Genomic DNA, 18,072 nt, shown 5'->3' with positions numbered 1-18,072 from the left:
TTAAAAATTGCCGATTATTTACCAGAACTGTTTAAACTAATTATCTTTGAAAACTCTAAGAAAAAGTCATGAGCAAAGAAATAAGTAAACGATATTCAGGAAGAGGTGTTTCCGCAGGAAAGGAAGATGTGCATAATGCTATTAAGAATGTAGATAAAGGCCTGTTCCCTAAAGCTTTCTGTAAAATTGTGCCAGACCATTTAACCGGAAGTGACGATCATTGTTTGATCATGCATGCCGATGGAGCTGGAACAAAATCTTCGCTTGCTTATATGTACTGGAAAGAAACTGGTGATCTTTCGGTTTGGAAGGGAATCGCTCAGGATGCTTTGATCATGAATATAGACGACCTGCTTTGTGTGGGTGCGACAGATAATATTCTACTTTCATCTACCATCGGGCGGAATAAAAACCTGATTCCGGGTGAAGTGATCTCGGCTATTATTAATGGGACTGAAGAACTGATCTCAGAACTTAAGGATTTTGGCGTTGAAATTCATTCTACCGGAGGGGAGACCGCCGATGTTGGGGATCTTGTAAGAACCATCATTGTAGATTCTACCGTAACTGCAAGAATGGCCAAAAAAGATGTGATCGATAATGCCAATATCAAGCCTGGTAATGTAATCGTTGGTCTGTCTTCTTTCGGGCAGGCATCTTATGAAAAGGAATATAATGGCGGTATGGGTAGTAACGGTCTTACTTCTGCCCGTCACGACGTTTTCTCGAAGATCCTTGCTGAAAAATATCCGGAATCTTTCGATGCTTCAATTCCTGAAGATCTAATCTATTCTGGAACCAAAAAACTTACCGATGAGGTAGCGGATAGTCCAATAGATGCCGGGAAGTTGGTATTATCTCCAACCAGGACCTATGCGCCTATCATCAAAAAGATACTTAACGATATTGGTGCAGATAAGATTAACGGAATGGTTCATTGCAGCGGTGGTGCCCAGACTAAGATCCTGCATTTTATAGATGACCTTCATATTGTAAAAGACAATATGTTCGATACTCCGCCACTTTTCAAACTGATCCAGCAGGAAAGTAAAACCGACTGGAAAGAGATGTACCAGGTATTCAACATGGGACATAGAATGGAACTATATGTAGATGAAAGTATAGCTGCGGATATCATCGAAATTTCGAAATCTTTTAATGTGGATGCGAAGATCGTAGGTAGAGCTGAAGCTTCAGAAACCAAAAAGCTGACAATAAAGAGCGAGCACGGTACTTTCGAATATTAATGAGAATTAATATAACCCAGTTCACCCAGTTGAGCGGGATCGTCTATTAATCGTGTGCATCCTTTAGTTAAAAAATAAAGGTCATCGGTAATCTCTATGAGGTCCCGGTAAAAATGATCGGTTAATACGATCGCCTTATTCTTCTTTTCTAGTTCTATTTCCTTTTTGATTTTTTCAATATATATAGGAGTTAGATGCGTGAAAGGTTCATCAAGAAGAAGGAGTTCAGAATCACATTTTATATTGAGCCAGATCGCCAGAAGCCGTCTTTCACCACCAGAAAGTTGATTTGGTTTATGTGAGCTATAATTTCTGAAACTGGGAAAGTTCTTTATAAAAGCATCCCAGGAAACTTTATAGATCCGGAATAGTTTTGAAAGCGATAGACCGGATGGGAGTAGATCTGATTGCGGGACTATTTTAATGTTTTCAACTGAATAAAGCGGCTTAAGAGTTCCTTTGTTGTCAATTTTCACCAGCCTATTATTACAGGCCAGGTTTCCGAAGAATATCCTTAGCAAGCTTGTCTTTCCGCAACCATTAGGTCCCAGAATGCCGGTGATCCTTCCTTTTTCAGCTTTTAAGTAAACTCCATATAAGATCCTTTTTCCCTGAAAGCTAAGCTCTACATTGTCTAATTCGAACTTCATAACAGCATTGCGGTTTTATAAAGCACCAGGCTCAGTAGAAAATCATAAAAAATACAGATGGCAAATAGAAATAAAGGAGTGATCGAGAAATTCTTATAGAACAATAGTTTATCCTTTGCCTCCAGGAAATGATAATTTAGAAAGAGTAATCCCAGCAGGCAGATTTTAATAAATAGCGTTGCTTCTAATGGATTATTGAGGAACAATAAAAGAATAGTAAGTCCAATAGAAATGAATAACAATTTTCTATAAAAAGAAAAACACAACTTTAGTTTGAAAAGAAATTTCCGGACTTTTTTCATAAGACCCTGCAAAATAGGAAATTTCGCACTAATCGATTATAGTAACAATAAGTGGGTTGTTCGCTCTTCAAGAAAATTTTCTACCAGCTAAAACCGGGAATATATTTTTTGCGTAAGTATGTTACAACCAATCCAAAATTAAAATGTTACCAAAAACCTATCTCTCGGTGATCACCCTGGCGTTGCTACTGGTGAATTGCTTTATTATTTATGAATTCGATCAGGATGCCAGTCGTTGGGCCCGTCTTATTTCAACAGCTATTTTCCTTCTCTTACTCATTTGGCAACGAACTTGCAACCTTAAAATATTAGTAGCCTTTTGTTTTTTGCTCATTTCAGATCTGCTTCTCTTTTATTATGAAAATGCGCTGGCGAATACCGGTACTTTTTTAATGCGGATCTCCGCTTATTTGATGTTGGTCTTTACGGTAGTCCCGGAACTGAAAAATCTTAAATCGAGTCCTTTTCAGAAACTGGTGTTCTTTGGGGTATTCATTCTGAATCTGGGCATGTTATTCATGCTGGTAGACATGGTGCCGGCAAAATTTGGATATCCTTTTCTAAATGTTTTATTCTACGCCTATGGGATTTCTATGATCACGCTGGTGATCGCCGCAATTTCTTACTCCAATAGGTACTCTAATAAAACTTCCTTCTTTTACACCGCGGCCACTTTATGCCTGGTTTTTTCTGATATTACTTCTTTCATTGCCTACTACCTGGAATTCTATGAATTTTATTTTCCAGACAGGATTTTTTATATTCTGGGAATCGCGGGCCTCGTGAAATTTACTACTTTCGCCCGAAGCCACGCGGCTGTTGCCGAATTAGAAAGCCTTTAAAGCTTTCTCTAAAATTTCAGGCAAATTATCGTAAATTTGCTATCCTAAATTCAGTAGTATTATATGATTGAGAGACTTAATATCGTAAAACAACGGTTCGATGAGGTGAACGATTTGATTATTCAGCCGGATGTAATATCAGACCAGAAGCGATATATTGAATTAAATAAAGAGTACAAAGACCTTCGGGCTTTGATGGATGAGCGCGAGAAATATATTAGCCTTACCGATAATATTAAAGAAGCCGAAGAGATAATTTCAGACGGTAGTGACCCTGAAATGACCGAAATGGCAAAACTTCAGCTGGAAGAAGCTAAAGGACAGCTTCCTGAACTTGAGGATAAAATAAGAATGATGCTTATTCCTAAAGATCCGGAAGATGGTAAGAACGTGGTGATGGAGATTCGTGCAGGAACCGGTGGTGACGAAGCCAGTATTTTTGCCGGTGACCTTTACCGTATGTATACCAAATATGTAGAAAGCAGGGGCTGGAGTCATAATATCGTTGATTATAGTGAAGGTACCAGTGGTGGTTTCAAAGAGATGATCTTTGAAGTTTCTGGAGAAGATGTTTACGGAACCATGAAATTCGAAGCAGGGGTTCACCGTGTACAGCGTGTTCCTCAAACTGAAACCCAGGGAAGGGTGCATACTTCAGCTGCAACCGTAATGGTGTTGCCAGAAGCCGAAGAATTCGATGTAGAGATAGATCCAAAGGATGTAAGAATAGATTACTTCTGTTCTTCAGGTCCGGGAGGTCAGTCGGTGAACACGACTTATTCCGCAGTAAGATTAACCCACGAGCCAACAGGATTAGTTGCTCAGTGCCAGGATCAGAAATCTCAGCATAAGAACAAGGAAAAAGCTTTCCGTGTACTTCGTTCAAGATTATATGAGATGGAGCTTGCCAAGAAAATGGAAGCAGATGCAGCCAAGAGAAACTCGATGGTTTCCAGTGGTGACCGTAGTGCGAAGATCAGGACCTATAATTACGCTCAAAGCCGGGTGACAGATCACAGGATCAACCTAACTCTTTATGACCTGTCTAATATCATTAATGGTGACATACAAAAGATCATTGATGAATTGCAGCTTGCAGAAAATACCGAAAAGTTAAAAGAGAATTCAGATATACTTTAAAGAATACAAAATGCCATTCTGAGCTCAGTCGAAGAATGGCATTTTTATTTTGACAAACGCTAACCAACATTCGCTAACAGATAATTGATATTATGACATCACAGGAGCTGACTGAACAGATCTTCAAGAAAAAATCTTTTTTATGTGTAGGCCTGGACACAGATCTCGAAAGGATCCCAACCTATTTACTTTCTGAAAAAGATCCTGTTTTCAGCTTTAATAAAGCGATCATCGATGCCACTCACGAATATTGTGTGGCCTATAAACCAAACATTGCTTTTTACGAAGCTTTGGGTGTTGATGGCTGGAAGTCTTTGAAGAAAACGATCAATTATCTGCATTCAGAATATCCAGATCTCTATACCATCGCAGATGCCAAACGTGGAGATATCGGGAATACCTCCCGTATGTATGCCAAGGCTTTTTTTGAAGACCTTGGATTCGATTCTGTGACCGTAGCGCCTTATATGGGTAAGGATTCTGTAGAACCTTTCCTGGAGTTCACTAATAAGCATACTATTTTACTGGCTCTTACTTCCAATGAAGGTGCATTCGATTTTCAGACCTTGAAAACTGGGGATGATGATCTTTATAAAAAGGTGATCAAGACCTCTAAAGACTGGCAGAATTCTGAAAATCTAATGTATGTTGTTGGAGCGACCAAGGCAGAGTACCTGGCAGATATCAGGAAGATAATTCCAGAGAACTTTCTTCTGGTACCAGGTGTAGGTGCCCAGGGAGGAAGTCTTGAAGAGGTTTGCAAATATGGCATCACTAAGAATGTCGGGCTACTCGTGAATTCTTCCAGGAAGATCATTTACGCTTCAGACTCCTCTAATTTTGCTGAAATCGCTGCTGCAAAAGCTGAAGCCATACAGAACCAGATGGCCCAGGAACTGGAAAAATTATAATTCTACGTCATGGAAATTCAGGATCAGTTAGGCCGAAAAATTGGACTGAAAAAAACTCCTAAAAAGATAATTTCATTGGTGCCCAGCCAGACAGAACTTCTGGTAGACCTCGGTCTGCAGGACTCAATTGTTGGGATCACTCATTATTGTGTTCATCCCGCTGTTTTGAAGGAAATCAAGACCAGCGTTGGAGGAACAAAAAAAGTAAATTTCAGAAAGGTCAGGGAGCTTGAACCCGATATTATTCTTTGTAATAAGGAGGAGAATACCCGGGAGATGGTGGAAGAGCTTGAAAAAATTGCTCCGGTGCATGTATCAGATGTTGCTACTCTCGAGGATGCGTTTAATTTAATGCTGGATTATGGCAGGATCCTTAATTGCTCTCAGCTTGCCAGTACCATGGTGAGTTCAATAAGAAAGAAATCTGAAAGTTTAGGAAAGCTGGTGACTAATTCTTCTGAAAAAAGAGTTGCCTATTTTATATGGAATAATCCATTAATGGTTGCCGGGAAGGGAACATTCATTGATGAAATATTGAAATTGAACGGATTTCAAAACGTATTTTCAGAGGAGAGATATCCGGAAACTAGTATAGAAGAACTTAAGGATAAAAATATCGATATATGTCTTTTATCTTCTGAGCCATTTCCCTTTAGTGAAGAACATAAAGCGCTTTTCAAGTATGTCGCCAGGGAAATTAAAATTGTAGATGGAGAGTATTTCAGCTGGTATGGTAGCCGACTTTTAGAGGCGATGGACTACTTCAAGCAGTTTCACTCCTAGTTTCTACCAGATCGCATTTCATTCTTTTTAATTCAGCCAGGATCTTTCTTGCCCGGTAATTCAAACGATCACTTTTCTCTTTATCTATCAGAGCGATCTTGTACGAACGTTGCATTAACCTCGAATATTTTTCACAAAGGCGTTCCTCTCTAGATTTATTTTCAAAAATTCTAAACATGGTAATTTTAATCTTATCTATCGTCATTAATCATTTCTACACAAAACAAAGCTAAGGAGTAGTACCTATATAGTATAATAACGTGAAGTTAAGGTTGTTTTAAAATAGTGCTGAAATAGGATTGAAACTGTTAAAATATTAAATTATGTAAGAAAAAACCTATCGATCCTGCAAAGCAAATACCCTACGCAGAAGATCTGTGGATCTTGCAGAAAGAGTGTTTCTTATGTCTTTTTCTTCCTGGGCGATCATCACGTATACACCGTCCAGAGCCTCATGAGTAACATAATCTGGTAGATCTGGATTCACATTGGTGGTAATGGGAAGCGAGTTATATTTCTGAATAATATTTCTCCATACCTGGGTAGCTCCAACCTTATCCAGGGAATTACTGATTATAGGATTGAATTTGCTGTAAAGCTCTTCTTCTGTTCTGTCTGAAAGATATACCGTCGCGGCATTATCTGCTCCCAGTAAAATATCTCTGGCATCGGTGAAGGTTATTCCTCTTACGGCATCTGCAAAAACCGGGATTGCTTCACTCACGGCGTCTTCAGCAGCGCGGTTTAAAACCTTTAAACCTTCATCAGCCAAAGCGTCTAAACCAACATCTCTTAAAGTCTTATCTACTTTTTGAAGTTCTGGTGGAAGACCTATTCTTACCAGTTCGTTAGAAAAGAATCCATCTTCATTGGCGAGTTTTGTGACCTCTTTGTCTATTCCAAATTCCAGGGCCTGTTTTAGACCAGAACTGATTTCGGCATTACTAACTCCATATTCTTGAGGTAACTGAGAAGCAATTTGTTGTAGTTCGGCACAGGAAGAAAGTATCAGGATAGAGGCAAAAGCAATTATTTTTTTCATTTTGATATTTTTAAAACCGATTTTTAATGATCTGCACTTAAGTTGTAGAGATTAGCGGTTTTTAGATTAGATGCCTGAAATTAGGGCGATTTAAAGTAATTTTTTCAAATATAACTTCTCTGTCATTCTAACCGAGGTGTAAAAAGTTATATTAATACTAAAAGAGGCGAATTTGTATTTAATTGAGCAGATCAGGATTACTTTTTGAAATCTATACCTGGGAAAATTATGCTTGAAAAATGCAGAATTCTGGTCTCCAGAATTTTTCTTTCCTATGCAGTTTAAAAATCTCTTTTTCATTGCGATTTTCGTAAATTGCAGGTCCAAATTTTAGACAGAATTAAAAATGGAGCAACAAAGTCCCTATAAACCTAAAAATAAAATAAGAATTGTAACCGCAGCTTCCCTTTTCGACGGGCATGATGCAGCCATAAATATTATGCGCCGTATCATTCAGGCTACGGGTGTTGAGGTGATCCATCTTGGTCACGACCGCAGTGTGGAAGAAGTAGTGAATTGCGCGATCCAGGAAGACGCCCAGGCTATCGCCATGACTTCTTACCAGGGAGGACATACAGAGTATTTTAAATATATGTATGACCTGTTGAATGAAAAAGGAGCCGGGCACATCAAGATCTTTGGTGGTGGAGGTGGAGTCATCCTGCCAGAAGAGATCAAGGAATTGATGGATTATGGAATAGATCGTATCTATTCCCCAGATGACGGAAGGGAAATGGGACTGCAGGGGATGATCAATGACATGATCAAAAGAGTGGATAATGAAGTTCCCTGTCTTAAGGAATCTGATAAGGTTAAAGAAAACCTGAAAAACAAGAACGTTAATACTATTTCCAGGCTGATCTCTCTTGCGGAGAACAGGCATGAGGAATTCAATAAATATTTCGATAAAGACGCGATTGAAACCGGAAATACTCCGGTTTTAGGAATTACCGGTACCGGTGGTTCAGGAAAATCGAGTCTGGTAGATGAGCTGGTACGTAGATTTTTAATGGACTTTCCAGATAAACATATCGGGATAGTTTCAGTAGATCCTTCCAAGAAAAAGACCGGTGGTGCTTTATTGGGTGACAGGATCCGTATGAATTCTATCAACCATGAGCGTGTTTATATGCGCTCTTTGGCAACGAGACAGGCGAACTTAGCCCTTTCTAAATATGTTGCAGAAGCTGTAGATGTTTTAAAAGCGGCGAATTATGATCTTATAATCCTGGAAACTTCCGGGATCGGGCAGAGTGATACCGAGATCCTTGATCATTCAGATGTTTCGCTTTACGTAATGACTCCGGAATTTGGTGCGGCTACCCAGCTAGAAAAGATAGATATGCTTGATTTTGCTGATCTGGTTGCCATCAATAAGTTCGATAAACGTGGAGCTCAGGATGCCTTAAGAGATGTGAAAAAGCAATATCAGCGCAATCACCAGTTATGGCATGCAGATGCAGAGAGCTTACCGGTATTTGGAACAATTGCTTCTCAATTCAACGATCCGGGAATGAATACGCTTTATAAAAGCATCATGGATAAGGTTGAAGAAAAAACCGAATCTGGCCTAACCTCCACTTTCGAGATCTCGAAAGAAATGAGCGAGAAGATCTTTGTGATTCCGCCAAAACGTACCCGTTATCTTTCGGAAATTGCTGAAAATAACCGAGCCTATGATGATAAGGCCAAATCACAGGTAGAAGTGGCACAAAGGCTTTATGGAATTTACAAGACCATTGAAACGGTTGCCGGAATTAAGACCGAATTTGGAAATGATCAGCAGAAATATTTAAGCAAGAATGGAATAGACCAGGACGAGATCTATGAAATTGCAGAAGATTCTCAAGCCGATTTCCTGAAATTGCTTTTTGCTGAATTCGATAAAACGAAAATGGATCTTGATCCTTACAACTGGGAGATGATCCTGGGCTGGAATGAAAAGGTGACCAAATACAGGGAGCCAGTTTACAGTTTCAAAGTTCGTGATAAGGAAATAAAAATAGATACGCATACAGAATCACTTTCACATACTCAGATCCCGAAAGTGGCGCTGCCAAAATATAAAGCATGGGGAGACATTCTTGGATGGTGTCTTCAGGAGAATGTTCCGGGCGAGTTCCCATATACTGCGGGACTTTATCCATTCAAACGAACCGGAGAAGATCCTACCAGGATGTTTGCTGGTGAAGGAGGACCGGAAAGGACCAATAGGCGTTTCCATTACGTGAGTAAGGGATTACCTGCCAAGCGTTTGTCTACAGCTTTCGATTCTGTGACGCTTTACGGGAATGATCCAGATCATCGTCCTGATATTTATGGTAAGATTGGTAACTCCGGAGTTTCTATCTGCTGTCTTGATGATGCAAAAAAACTTTACTCAGGTTTCGATCTGGCAGATGCCATGACTTCAGTTTCCATGACTATCAACGGTCCGGCTCCAATGCTGCTTGGATTCTTCATGAATGCTGCTATCGATCAGAATTGTGAAAAATATATCAAAGAAAACGGACTGGAAGATAAAGTTGAAGCTAAGCTGAAAGAACTTTATGATGATAACGATATCGCCAGACCGGTTTACCGTGGAGAATTACCTGAAGGTAATAACGGTTTAGGTTTGATGCTTCTGGGTTTAACGGGAGATCAGGTATTGCCTAAGGATGTTTACGAAAAGATCAAGGCTGAAACCATCAGCGTGGTTCGTGGAACTGTGCAGGCAGATATTCTAAAAGAAGACCAGGCGCAGAATACCTGTATCTTTTCTACTGAATTTGCCTTGAGACTAATGGGTGATGTTCAGGAATATTTCATCGAAGAGAAAGTTAGAAATTTCTATTCGGTGTCCATTTCAGGATATCATATTGCTGAGGCAGGAGCGAATCCTATTACCCAGCTTGCGTTTACACTGGCGAATGGTTTTACTTATGTAGAATACTATCTAAGCCGTGGAATGGATATCAATAAATTTGGTCCAAACCTTTCTTTCTTCTTCTCGAATGGGGTAGATCCTGAATACGCAGTTATTGGTCGTGTAGCGAGAAGGATATGGTCTAAGGCTTTGAAAAATAAATACGGAGCGAATTCCCGTGCTCAAATGCTGAAGTATCACATTCAAACCTCTGGTAGATCCCTGCATGCCCAGGAGATCGATTTTAACGATATTAGAACTACGCTTCAGGCGCTTTATGCGATCTATGATAACTGTAATTCCCTGCATACTAATGCTTATGATGAAGCGATCACTACGCCAACAGAAGCTTCGGTAAGAAGAGCGATGGCGATACAGCTGATCATCAATAAGGAATTAGGTCTGGCAAAAAATGAAAATCCTATTCAGGGATCTTTTATAATTGAAGAATTAACCGACCTGGTTGAAGAAGCTGTGCTAACTGAATTCGATAGAATTACAGAAAGAGGAGGAGTTCTAGGAGCTATGGAAACCATGTATCAACGTGGTAAGATCCAGGAAGAAAGCCTTTATTATGAGACTTTAAAACACAATGGAGATTATCCTATTATTGGTGTAAACACCTTCTTAAGTTCTACAGGCTCGCCTACGGTAACCCCGGGTGAAGTTATCAGGGCTACCGAGGAGGAGAAAGAGCATCAGATCACTACTCTGGAGACCTTGCACAAGGCAAAAGAATCTAAAGCTGAAGCTACCCTGGAGAAAATCAAAAAGGCGGCAGTAAACAATGAAAACCTTTTTGAAGAACTTATGGAGGCTACCAAGGTTTGCTCTTTAGGGCAGATCACTCACGCCTTGTTCGAAGTAGGAGGGCAGTATAGAAGAAATATGTAAGCAGAGAGCCAGCTTTTCGGCTTTGCCGGAAAGCTGTGCTAATCGCTTATCCCGATGAGTAAAGCGATATCGGGATCTTAGGAGAGGTTCTATCTACTTGAAAAGTTTTTGAGAATCGCTTATCCCGATGAGCAAAGCAATGTCGTTAGCTTCTATCTAAACATTAATACAGATTATTATCAAAAATAAAAACCCGGACATTCATCCGGGTTTTCTTATTTAATATAATATTGATTTTATAGAGATAATCTCCAGACGCGCTGAAGCTTTCTAAATTTCTGAATTTCCTTTCTTAGGATGATAAGAAAATCTCTTCCATTACTACTGGCATATTCTAGACGCTCACAGCTTTTATAAAGCCTTTCAGTTAACCGGCTTACACTAGCCACATACTTCATCCGGGAATCCTGGAAATACTCCGTCTCTGCTTTGCTAATATTAAGAATAAGCGAATGAGAATTTCTAATGATATCGCCAGTAAAATAGATACGATTGTCTTCAGTTCCATTTTCATTTAGAACCGCCAGATCGGGAATAATATAATCTGAAATACGGCGTGAGATCTGCATGATCTCCTGGGCCTTAAAGTATAAAGCCGAGTTTCTTTTATCCGAATTTCCTGAGAAATATTTCACCTGCAATTTTTACACTAATTTACTAAGCAAATTAATTACTTGTCTTTAGTTTTTAAAGAGTATAAAATGATTAAATTTAAAAATTAAATAAAATAAGACCTTAAACTTTAAATTATTGTGGATACATTGAACTGGGCAATTCTCGACGAATTGCAAAAAAACGCCAGGATTTCCTTCTCTGAAGTGGGCCGGAAAATAGGTCTAACTTCTCCTGCAGTAGCCGAAAGAGTGAGGAAGATGGAAGATAGCGGCATTATTGATTCATACAAGGTGAACCTGTCTCATCAGAAAACCGGTTATCAACTCAGAGCCATAATAACTTTAAGGGCATTTACGGGTAGGTTAAAAGCCTTCCTGGAAACCGTAAAAGAATTTAAAGAGGTGGTGAATTGTTACAGGATCACTGGAAACGAAAATATAATCATGGAGGTGATCTTAAAAGACCAGGTTCATCTGGAAAAACTCATAGACAAGTTGATCACCTATGGTGAGACCAGAACTCATATCGTTTTATCTAATGTTATTAAAGACGGACCGATTGTTTCAAAAATTGATTGATCTTAAGTTTTTAATGCCTTGCTTCCTTCCTGAATCGAATGCTTTTCTTTCAATTAAATGTTAAAAACCGGTATATATTATTGCCAATATTAACATCTGATTATCAGCTGGTTTTTTTATTGTTAAATCCAGATTAATTGTAATTTCTTTATGATTGCAGCGTCCAATCTGTCATTAAATTTGCTTTAAATAGAAAGTAAAAAAGTAAAAATCGAGTTATGAAAAAGAAGGCGTTATTATTTCTAGTGCTTGCAGTGATCACAGGATTGGTTGGATTTACAGGTTTATCGTTTTCGGGAATTGAAGTTGTAAGAGTGATGTTTCTGATTTTTGCAGATCTGTTGATCGTTTCACTTATGGCGAAATTATTTTTCCCTGATAAACCGAAAATGAAACTGCAGCGCGTACGTAAATAAAGGAGAAAAATTAATCATTAAAATATATGGAAACCCACGAGTATTGCACTTGTGGGTTTTTTTATGGAATAATTAATGATGCAATTCATATATTTAAGTCTATTCTTTATTTATGAAAAAGCTACTATTAACGGTTTTTGCTGTTTTTATCCTTGTAAACCTGAACGCCCAGGAATTCAGAATTGTAAAAGGTGGGGTGACCGATTCTTTACCAGTCTCTGCCGTTCCCGGCGAATCTTATGCCTTATATGTTCCCAGGGATTATACGCCAGAGAAAGAATGGCCCATAGTTTTTGTTTTTGATCCGCAAGGACGTGGAGCTAATACCGCTAACCTTTTTAGATGGGCGGCAGAGGACCAGCAATACATTATCGCCTCTTCTAACATAAAACTTAAAGAAAAGCCTATAGATACTATTATCAACACCGCAACTTCTATGATGAATGAAGTGCTGCAAACATTTCCGGTAGATCTTGAACTGGTTTATACTGCGGGGATGGGAGAAGGAGCACAGGTTGGATCTGCCTTGCCATTGATATATAAGAATATGGCTGGAGTATTAGCCGTAGGTAATTCGTTCGTGAATCCAAATTACCTGGATAAGAATCATCCTTATATGTTCATTGGCGTTGCCGGAAATAAGGATTATATGGTCTATGAAATGGAAGATTACCTGAGGTTCTATGACGATCTGGATTTCCCTACAGATATATATTATTTTGATGGAAAGGAGGACGAATGGCCTAATGGTCCTGTTATTTCCAATGCCTTGACCGGTTTTACCCTGGAAGCGATCAAAAAAGGGAAAAGACCTAGAGATGAAGAATTTATTCAGAGATTATTTGAAAATGAAATGGAATATGCCGAAACTCTTAGACGAACCCGTGAGTATTATGCAGCATACCAGAAACTGGATAGAATGCAGGAGAAGTATGAAGATTTTGGATTTGAAGAATCTATAGAGGATAAGAAAAAGGAGATCAAGAAAACGAGTAATTACAGGTCGCAGAAAAATGATTTCCGGCAGGCTGTAGCTTTCGAAAGGGAGCAACAAAGGGAATATGAATACCTTTTGGGATCTGATATTCTATCGGCTAATTTTGAGAATATTGGTTGGTGGGCCTATCAGGTAGATGAACTTGAAAAGCTTAAGAAAGGTGAAGCTGAGGCGAAATCAAATATGGCTTATCGTTTACTGGGTTATCTGGATTTTGTTACTAAACGGGAATTTGACGAAATCATGAAATCAAGTGCACCTGTAGATATTAAGATATTCATCAGTGTGTTGCGCACTGCGATAGCCAAGGATGATCCCGAAGCTTATTTTAAGATCATTTCCCTGGCTACTCTAGATGGAGACCAGGAAACCGCCTTGTTATACCTCGAGGATCTTCTAAAAACGGGCTATTCAGATATGGAATCGCTCTATAATATTGAAGGTGCCTTAGAGCTTCAGTTTACCCCAGAATATAATGCAATCGTCAAAAAGTATCTTGGCGAATCAAAATTCTTCAATGAAAAAGTGAATTAGACCTTTTCGCGACTTAAAAGCTTTTTCAGAATAAATAAAAGTATACAGGCGAAAATAGAAAGACCAAACATAGTATACCAGGTAAATTCAAATCCAAAATTATCTATGAGCTGCATTCCCGAGTTATGTCCAAAGATATGGCTTACCGAAAAGGCAATGCTGTAAAGTGCCATATAAGAGCCTCGCTTTTTGCCGTCTGATCTATGCAGGGCAAAACTATTTGAAAACGGGAAGCTGATCATTTCACCAATGGTAACCAGCAGCATACCTACTATAAGAATTCCAGTCCATCCCGTAAGGTTTATAGCCAGAAAGCTGATACCCGTAAGTACCGTACCAAGGATCACATATCCCATCGCCGTATGTCTTTGGTTCTCCATGAATTTTATCAACGGCATTTCAAACAGGAAAATGAATAGTCCGTTAAGGCCCAGTAAGAGTCCAATCTCAAATTCATTTAACTTATGGGCTTCAGCATAATATAGTGGCATCGTTGAAAAATACTGAATGAACACAAAGCCAAAGATCACCATCGCGAAAATAAAAATGAGGTAAAGTTTGTCGCTGAATGCCGATTTTGCCTGGGAGATAATATCTTCGGGTTCAGGGATAGAACGTTTGGGATGCAGAAGTTTCAGAAGAAGTAATCCTGCCGCCAGACAGGTGAGTCCGTCTACCCAGAATAACCAGTTGTAACCGCCGGTTGCAATTATAAAACCGCCAATAGCTGGTCCTGCTGAGAATCCCAGATTTATAGCCAGTCTTATCAGGGTTACAGAACGGGTTCTGTTCTCAGGTTTACTATAAGCGCTTATAGCCACAAAAACGGCCGGTCTGAATATATCTGCCACCGTCATGACCAGGTAGATGCCTATACAAATAGGCCAGAAGGATTCCGGGAACTGAAGTAGCACAAATAGAACCGATGATACAATAAGGCTGATGGACATTGTTTTATAATGACCTATCTTATCTGTCAGCTTTCCGCCCAGCCATGAACCGGTAACCGATCCAAGACCAAAGAATGTTAGGATCCAACCTACTTCTTCCAGAGTAAATCCCCTGCTTTTAGTTAGGTATAGGGATAAGAATGGGATCACCATTGTTCCAGCCCTGTTGATAAGGGTGATCAATGATAATAGCCATATTTCCTTGCGGAGTCCCTTAAAGGATTCGAAATAAAATCGAAATAGATTTTTCATGGTTGGTGATGAATGCTCAAAATTAAATTAATTTTTGGGTGTTTTAATTATTAATTTTGAGTGCCACCAAAAGAAAATCAATGAGTGCTTATATTTATTTTTTCAGTTTGTTAGTAATGATCCTGAGCCCCGTTTCTTCTATGGGGCAGGATGCAGAGCTTTTGGAAAGCGCAAAAGAATTTCAGGAGGAGCTGGACAGAGAGTACGCAGATCCAGATCTTTCTCCCTTAGATGAGAAAGACCGTGAAGTTTTTAAAGGACTTGAATTCTTTGAGATCGATCCTGAATATATCGTTCAGGCAGAATTTGTTAGGACTCCTTCAGAATCTCCTTTTGCTATGCCAACCAGTTCAGAAAAAATGAAGACCTATGTAAAGTATGGGGAGTTATACTTTACTTTAAAAGGGCAGGACTTAAAGTTGAATTTATACCAGAGTCAGGATCTGGTAAATGATCCGGAATATTTTGATTATTTATTTTTGCCTTTTACAGATCCCACCAATGGTAAGTCGACTTATGGCGGCGGGAGATACATCGACTTCAGAATTCCTGAATCTAATATTGTAACCCTGGATTTTAATAAAGCATATAATCCTTATTGCGCTTATAGTGGTAATTATTCCTGCCCCATTCCACCCAAGGAAAATGATCTGCCCGTGGAAATTACTGCCGGCGTAAAGGCTTTTGATAAACATTAATTGATACAGAGAGCATCAAAGCGATCTCTTCAGCCTAAAGAAGATCATTAAATATGCTTAGAAATCTAGTCTGCCGAATTAGTTTTGAGATTTTGGGTGACTAGCTTATATCGAATATTAAGTGTAAAAGAAAACGGAGCATTTCTAGAAACGCTCCGTTATTATTTTTAGGTTTATTTCTAATATTCCTTTAATCCGAAATCTGGATAGGCATCCATGCCGTGTTCGTGAATATCAAGACCTTCAATTTCTTCTTTGGAAGAAACTCTTATCCCAATAGTAACTTTCATTATATAAAAGATAAGAAAGGATCCTATGATAGAGATCACTGCATAGCAAGCAACGCCAATGAGTTGAGTAAAGAACTGGTCTAAACCAGCCATGTTGCCAAAGATTCCTACGGCCAGGGTTCCCCAGATACCACAGATCAGGTGAACGGCTATGGCTCCAACCGGGTCATCAAGTCTAATCTTATCGATCAGGGCTACACCGAATACAATGATAGCTCCGGCGATAGCTCCAATCAGAATAGCATCTGTGGGTGACATTTGATCTGCCCCGGCAGTGATACCAACTAGGCCGCCAAGTATCCCGTTCAGAAACATAGTAATATCGTAATTCTTATATCTTATGGAGGAAACAATAAAAGACGAGACTCCCCCCGCTGCAGCGGCCAGACAGGTGGTAACTAAAGTTAGCGAAGTAAGCTCAGGGTTTGCAGAAAGAACAGAACCGCCATTAAATCCAAACCAGCCTAACCAGAGAATAAGTACACCGGCCGTGGCGAAAGGCATATTATGCCCTGGAAAAGCTCCTATCTTACCGTCCTTGAATTTACCAATTCTGGCGCCTAATAAATAAATAGCGACTAAAGCAGCCCATCCACCCACTGAGTGTACCAGGGTAGAACCGGCAAAGTCATAGAATCCCATTTCGTCAAGAAATCCGCCTCCCCATTTCCAGGAACCTGCGATAGGATATACAATACCTACGTATAGGATCACGAAGATCATAAAGCTATTAAGCTTTATACGCTCGGCTACTGCTCCTGAAACGATAGTTGCCGCGGTAGCAGCGAACATTCCCTGGAATAGGAAATCTGTCCAGTAGGTATAGCCTTGATTATAGCCGAGGTCCAGGGTGCCATCTGCTAGCGGGCTAGATAAACCAAAACCGGCGAAACCAAAAAAGCCGTTGAATTCTCCGGGATACATGAGATTAAAGCCCAGAAGACAATACAATAGCAGGCCTGCGGTGATTATAAATAGGTTTTTGAAAAGTATGTTAATCGTATTTTTCTGCCTGGTAAGGCCAATCTCCAGAAATGCAAATCCAAGATGCATAAAGAAGACCAGTGCCGTACAGATCATCATCCATACATTATTTACTGTAAGTAACGCGTCCATTATTTCTTTCGTTAGTTGTGATTCGTGATTTATTTCAGGGATTCAGCTCCTTTTTCCCGGGTTCTGATCCTGTAGGCTTCATCTATTGTGGAAACAAAGATCTTCCCGTCACCTACCTTACCTGTATGAGCAGCTTTCAGTAAGGTTTCAATGGTTTTATCCAGGAAAGAGTCTGTTACTACAATAGAAAGGTATCTTCTTTGAATATCTGCCGTGCTGTAACTAACACCGCGATAAACATGACCTACTTTTTCGTTGCCTATTCCGGTAACATCCCAGTAACTAAAGAAGGTTACCCCTATTTCATGTAGGGCCTCCTTGGTTTCATCGAACTCTGACTTTCGAATGATTGCTTCGATTTTTTTCATAATTAAGTATTGATAATTGGCCAAATTTATAAAAATGGAAGAGGAGCCCCTTAAAAAAATACGGTATACTGGAAATTTTTATTGAATAATAAATAAACACCCCTAAAAATTCAGGGGTATTTATTTTAAACTGATATTTTTCAGGATTTGATATCCCAGGGATCGGGTTATACGAATTTGGAAATAAGAATTCCGAGAAGAACTGCTAGAATTCCTAAGATCAGACTTCCGAAGAAATAAACTGAAAAAGCGAGATAATCTCCAGATTTAATAAGGGAGTAGTTCTCAAAGGAAAACGTAGAGAAAGTTGTAAAACCGCCACAAAAACCTATGCCTAGCATTAGATTAAGCGGAGTATTGAGACTGTTTGTCTTAAGTGCCCAACCAAGAATGATTCCTAGTAATAAGCTACCCACGATATTTACCAGGAAAGTCCCATAGGGTAGAAGCTGACCTGCATTAAGGTATTTACTAATAAGGTACCTGAGGCTACTGCCCAGGCCACCGCCAATAAATACCAGGATCAGGTTTTTAATCAT

General features: G+C 39.4%; 18 protein-coding genes. 10 read left to right on the top strand and 8 right to left on the bottom strand.

The features are described from left to right. Nucleotides 1-68: 68 nt before the first annotated feature. Nucleotides 69-1,247 carry an AIR synthase related protein gene (locus tag C8P64_RS00650; RefSeq protein WP_108170133.1) on the top strand — a complete coding sequence of 393 codons (1,179 nt, stop codon included), beginning with the start codon at nt 69-71 and terminating at the stop codon, nt 1,245-1,247. Here C8P64_RS00650 and C8P64_RS00645 read toward each other — a convergent pair. Next, the gene (locus C8P64_RS00645; RefSeq protein WP_108170132.1) at nt 1,244-1,897 is read right to left on the bottom strand and encodes an ATP-binding cassette domain-containing protein; all 654 of its coding nucleotides are present in this window, start codon (nt 1,895-1,897) and stop codon (nt 1,244-1,246) included. The genes C8P64_RS00650 and C8P64_RS00645 overlap by 4 nt on opposite strands. A gap of 445 nt (nt 1,898-2,342) precedes the next feature. Here C8P64_RS00645 and C8P64_RS00635 point away from each other — a divergent pair, with 445 nt between their 5' ends. From C8P64_RS00635 to C8P64_RS00620, 4 genes are all read left to right on the top strand, one after another. Further along, complete coding sequence (locus tag C8P64_RS00635) at nt 2,343-3,041, top strand: hypothetical protein (RefSeq protein ID WP_108170130.1); 699 nt, start codon at nt 2,343-2,345, stop codon at nt 3,039-3,041. Between the two features lie 63 nt (nt 3,042-3,104). Further along, nucleotides 3,105-4,181: a peptide chain release factor 1 gene (prfA, locus tag C8P64_RS00630; RefSeq protein WP_108170129.1), complete on the top strand. Its 1,077-nt coding sequence runs from the start codon at nt 3,105-3,107 to the stop codon at nt 4,179-4,181. A gap of 92 nt (nt 4,182-4,273) precedes the next feature. Next, nucleotides 4,274-5,092 (top strand): orotidine-5'-phosphate decarboxylase, encoded by an 819-nt coding sequence (gene pyrF / locus C8P64_RS00625; protein WP_108170128.1) that lies wholly within the window; start codon nt 4,274-4,276, stop codon nt 5,090-5,092. Nucleotides 5,093-5,101: 9 nt separating this feature from the next. Then, a complete protein-coding gene (locus C8P64_RS00620; RefSeq protein ID WP_108170127.1) occupies nt 5,102-5,875 on the top strand; it encodes an ABC transporter substrate-binding protein in 774 nt (257 codons plus the stop codon). On the opposite strand, the gene C8P64_RS00615 is transcribed toward C8P64_RS00620, so the two are convergent. After that, nucleotides 5,856-6,053: a Lacal_2735 family protein gene (locus tag C8P64_RS00615; protein ID WP_108171231.1), complete on the bottom strand. Its 198-nt coding sequence runs from the start codon at nt 6,051-6,053 to the stop codon at nt 5,856-5,858. The genes C8P64_RS00620 and C8P64_RS00615 overlap by 20 nt on opposite strands. 159 nt (nt 6,054-6,212) lie before the next feature. Then, nucleotides 6,213-6,917, bottom strand: coding sequence for a DUF4197 domain-containing protein (locus C8P64_RS00610; RefSeq protein WP_108170126.1), 705 nt, complete (start codon nt 6,915-6,917; stop codon nt 6,213-6,215). A gap of 346 nt (nt 6,918-7,263) precedes the next feature. On the opposite strand from C8P64_RS00610, the gene C8P64_RS00600 reads away from it, so the two are divergent. After that, nucleotides 7,264-10,719 (top strand): methylmalonyl-CoA mutase family protein, encoded by a 3,456-nt coding sequence (locus C8P64_RS00600; protein ID WP_108170124.1) that lies wholly within the window; start codon nt 7,264-7,266, stop codon nt 10,717-10,719. A 236-nt stretch (nt 10,720-10,955) separates the two neighbouring features. Here C8P64_RS00600 and C8P64_RS00595 read toward each other — a convergent pair whose 3' ends face one another. Further along, complete coding sequence (locus C8P64_RS00595; RefSeq protein ID WP_108171230.1) at nt 10,956-11,354, bottom strand: hypothetical protein; 399 nt, start codon at nt 11,352-11,354, stop codon at nt 10,956-10,958. 111 nt (nt 11,355-11,465) lie between these two features. Here C8P64_RS00595 and C8P64_RS00590 point away from each other — a divergent pair, with 111 nt between their 5' ends. The 3 genes from C8P64_RS00590 to C8P64_RS00580 all read left to right on the top strand — a co-directional run bounded on the left by C8P64_RS00590 (nt 11,466) and on the right by C8P64_RS00580 (nt 13,859). Further along, nucleotides 11,466-11,912, top strand: coding sequence for an Lrp/AsnC family transcriptional regulator (locus tag C8P64_RS00590; protein WP_108170123.1), 447 nt, complete (start codon nt 11,466-11,468; stop codon nt 11,910-11,912). Between the two features lie 218 nt (nt 11,913-12,130). Beyond that, complete coding sequence (locus C8P64_RS00585; RefSeq protein WP_108170122.1) at nt 12,131-12,328, top strand: DUF1328 domain-containing protein; 198 nt, start codon at nt 12,131-12,133, stop codon at nt 12,326-12,328. Nucleotides 12,329-12,440: 112 nt separating this feature from the next. Next, nucleotides 12,441-13,859 carry a hypothetical protein gene (locus C8P64_RS00580; RefSeq protein WP_108170121.1) on the top strand — a complete coding sequence of 473 codons (1,419 nt, stop codon included), beginning with the start codon at nt 12,441-12,443 and terminating at the stop codon, nt 13,857-13,859. Here C8P64_RS00580 and C8P64_RS00575 read toward each other — a convergent pair. Beyond that, on the bottom strand, nt 13,856-15,061 hold the full coding sequence (locus C8P64_RS00575; RefSeq protein ID WP_108170120.1) for an MFS transporter: 1,206 nt from the start codon (nt 15,059-15,061) through the stop codon (nt 13,856-13,858). The two genes, C8P64_RS00580 and C8P64_RS00575, sit on opposite strands and share 4 nt — an antisense overlap. Before the next feature lie 80 nt (nt 15,062-15,141). On the opposite strand from C8P64_RS00575, the gene C8P64_RS00570 reads away from it, so the two are divergent. After that, the gene (locus tag C8P64_RS00570) at nt 15,142-15,759 is read left to right on the top strand and encodes a DUF1684 domain-containing protein (protein ID WP_108170119.1); all 618 of its coding nucleotides are present in this window, start codon (nt 15,142-15,144) and stop codon (nt 15,757-15,759) included. 179 nt (nt 15,760-15,938) lie between these two features. Here C8P64_RS00570 and C8P64_RS00565 read toward each other — a convergent pair whose 3' ends face one another. The 3 genes from C8P64_RS00565 to crcB all read right to left on the bottom strand — a co-directional run bounded on the left by C8P64_RS00565 (nt 15,939) and on the right by crcB (nt 18,069). Next, nucleotides 15,939-17,165 carry an ammonium transporter gene (locus C8P64_RS00565; protein ID WP_108170118.1) on the bottom strand — a complete coding sequence of 409 codons (1,227 nt, stop codon included), beginning with the start codon at nt 17,163-17,165 and terminating at the stop codon, nt 15,939-15,941. A 29-nt stretch (nt 17,166-17,194) separates the two neighbouring features. Further along, the gene (locus C8P64_RS00560) at nt 17,195-17,533 is read right to left on the bottom strand and encodes a P-II family nitrogen regulator (RefSeq protein ID WP_108170117.1); all 339 of its coding nucleotides are present in this window, start codon (nt 17,531-17,533) and stop codon (nt 17,195-17,197) included. A 167-nt stretch (nt 17,534-17,700) separates the two neighbouring features. Next, a complete protein-coding gene (gene crcB / locus C8P64_RS00555; protein ID WP_170106631.1) occupies nt 17,701-18,069 on the bottom strand; it encodes a fluoride efflux transporter CrcB in 369 nt (122 codons plus the stop codon). Nucleotides 18,070-18,072: the final 3 nt, after the last annotated feature.

It is taken from the genome of Christiangramia gaetbulicola (assembly GCF_003054225.1).
Classification (GTDB): domain Bacteria; phylum Bacteroidota; class Bacteroidia; order Flavobacteriales; family Flavobacteriaceae; genus Christiangramia; species Christiangramia gaetbulicola.
The sequence above is the reverse complement of the archived record's forward strand: the minus strand, read 5'-3'. Positions and strand labels throughout refer to the sequence as shown.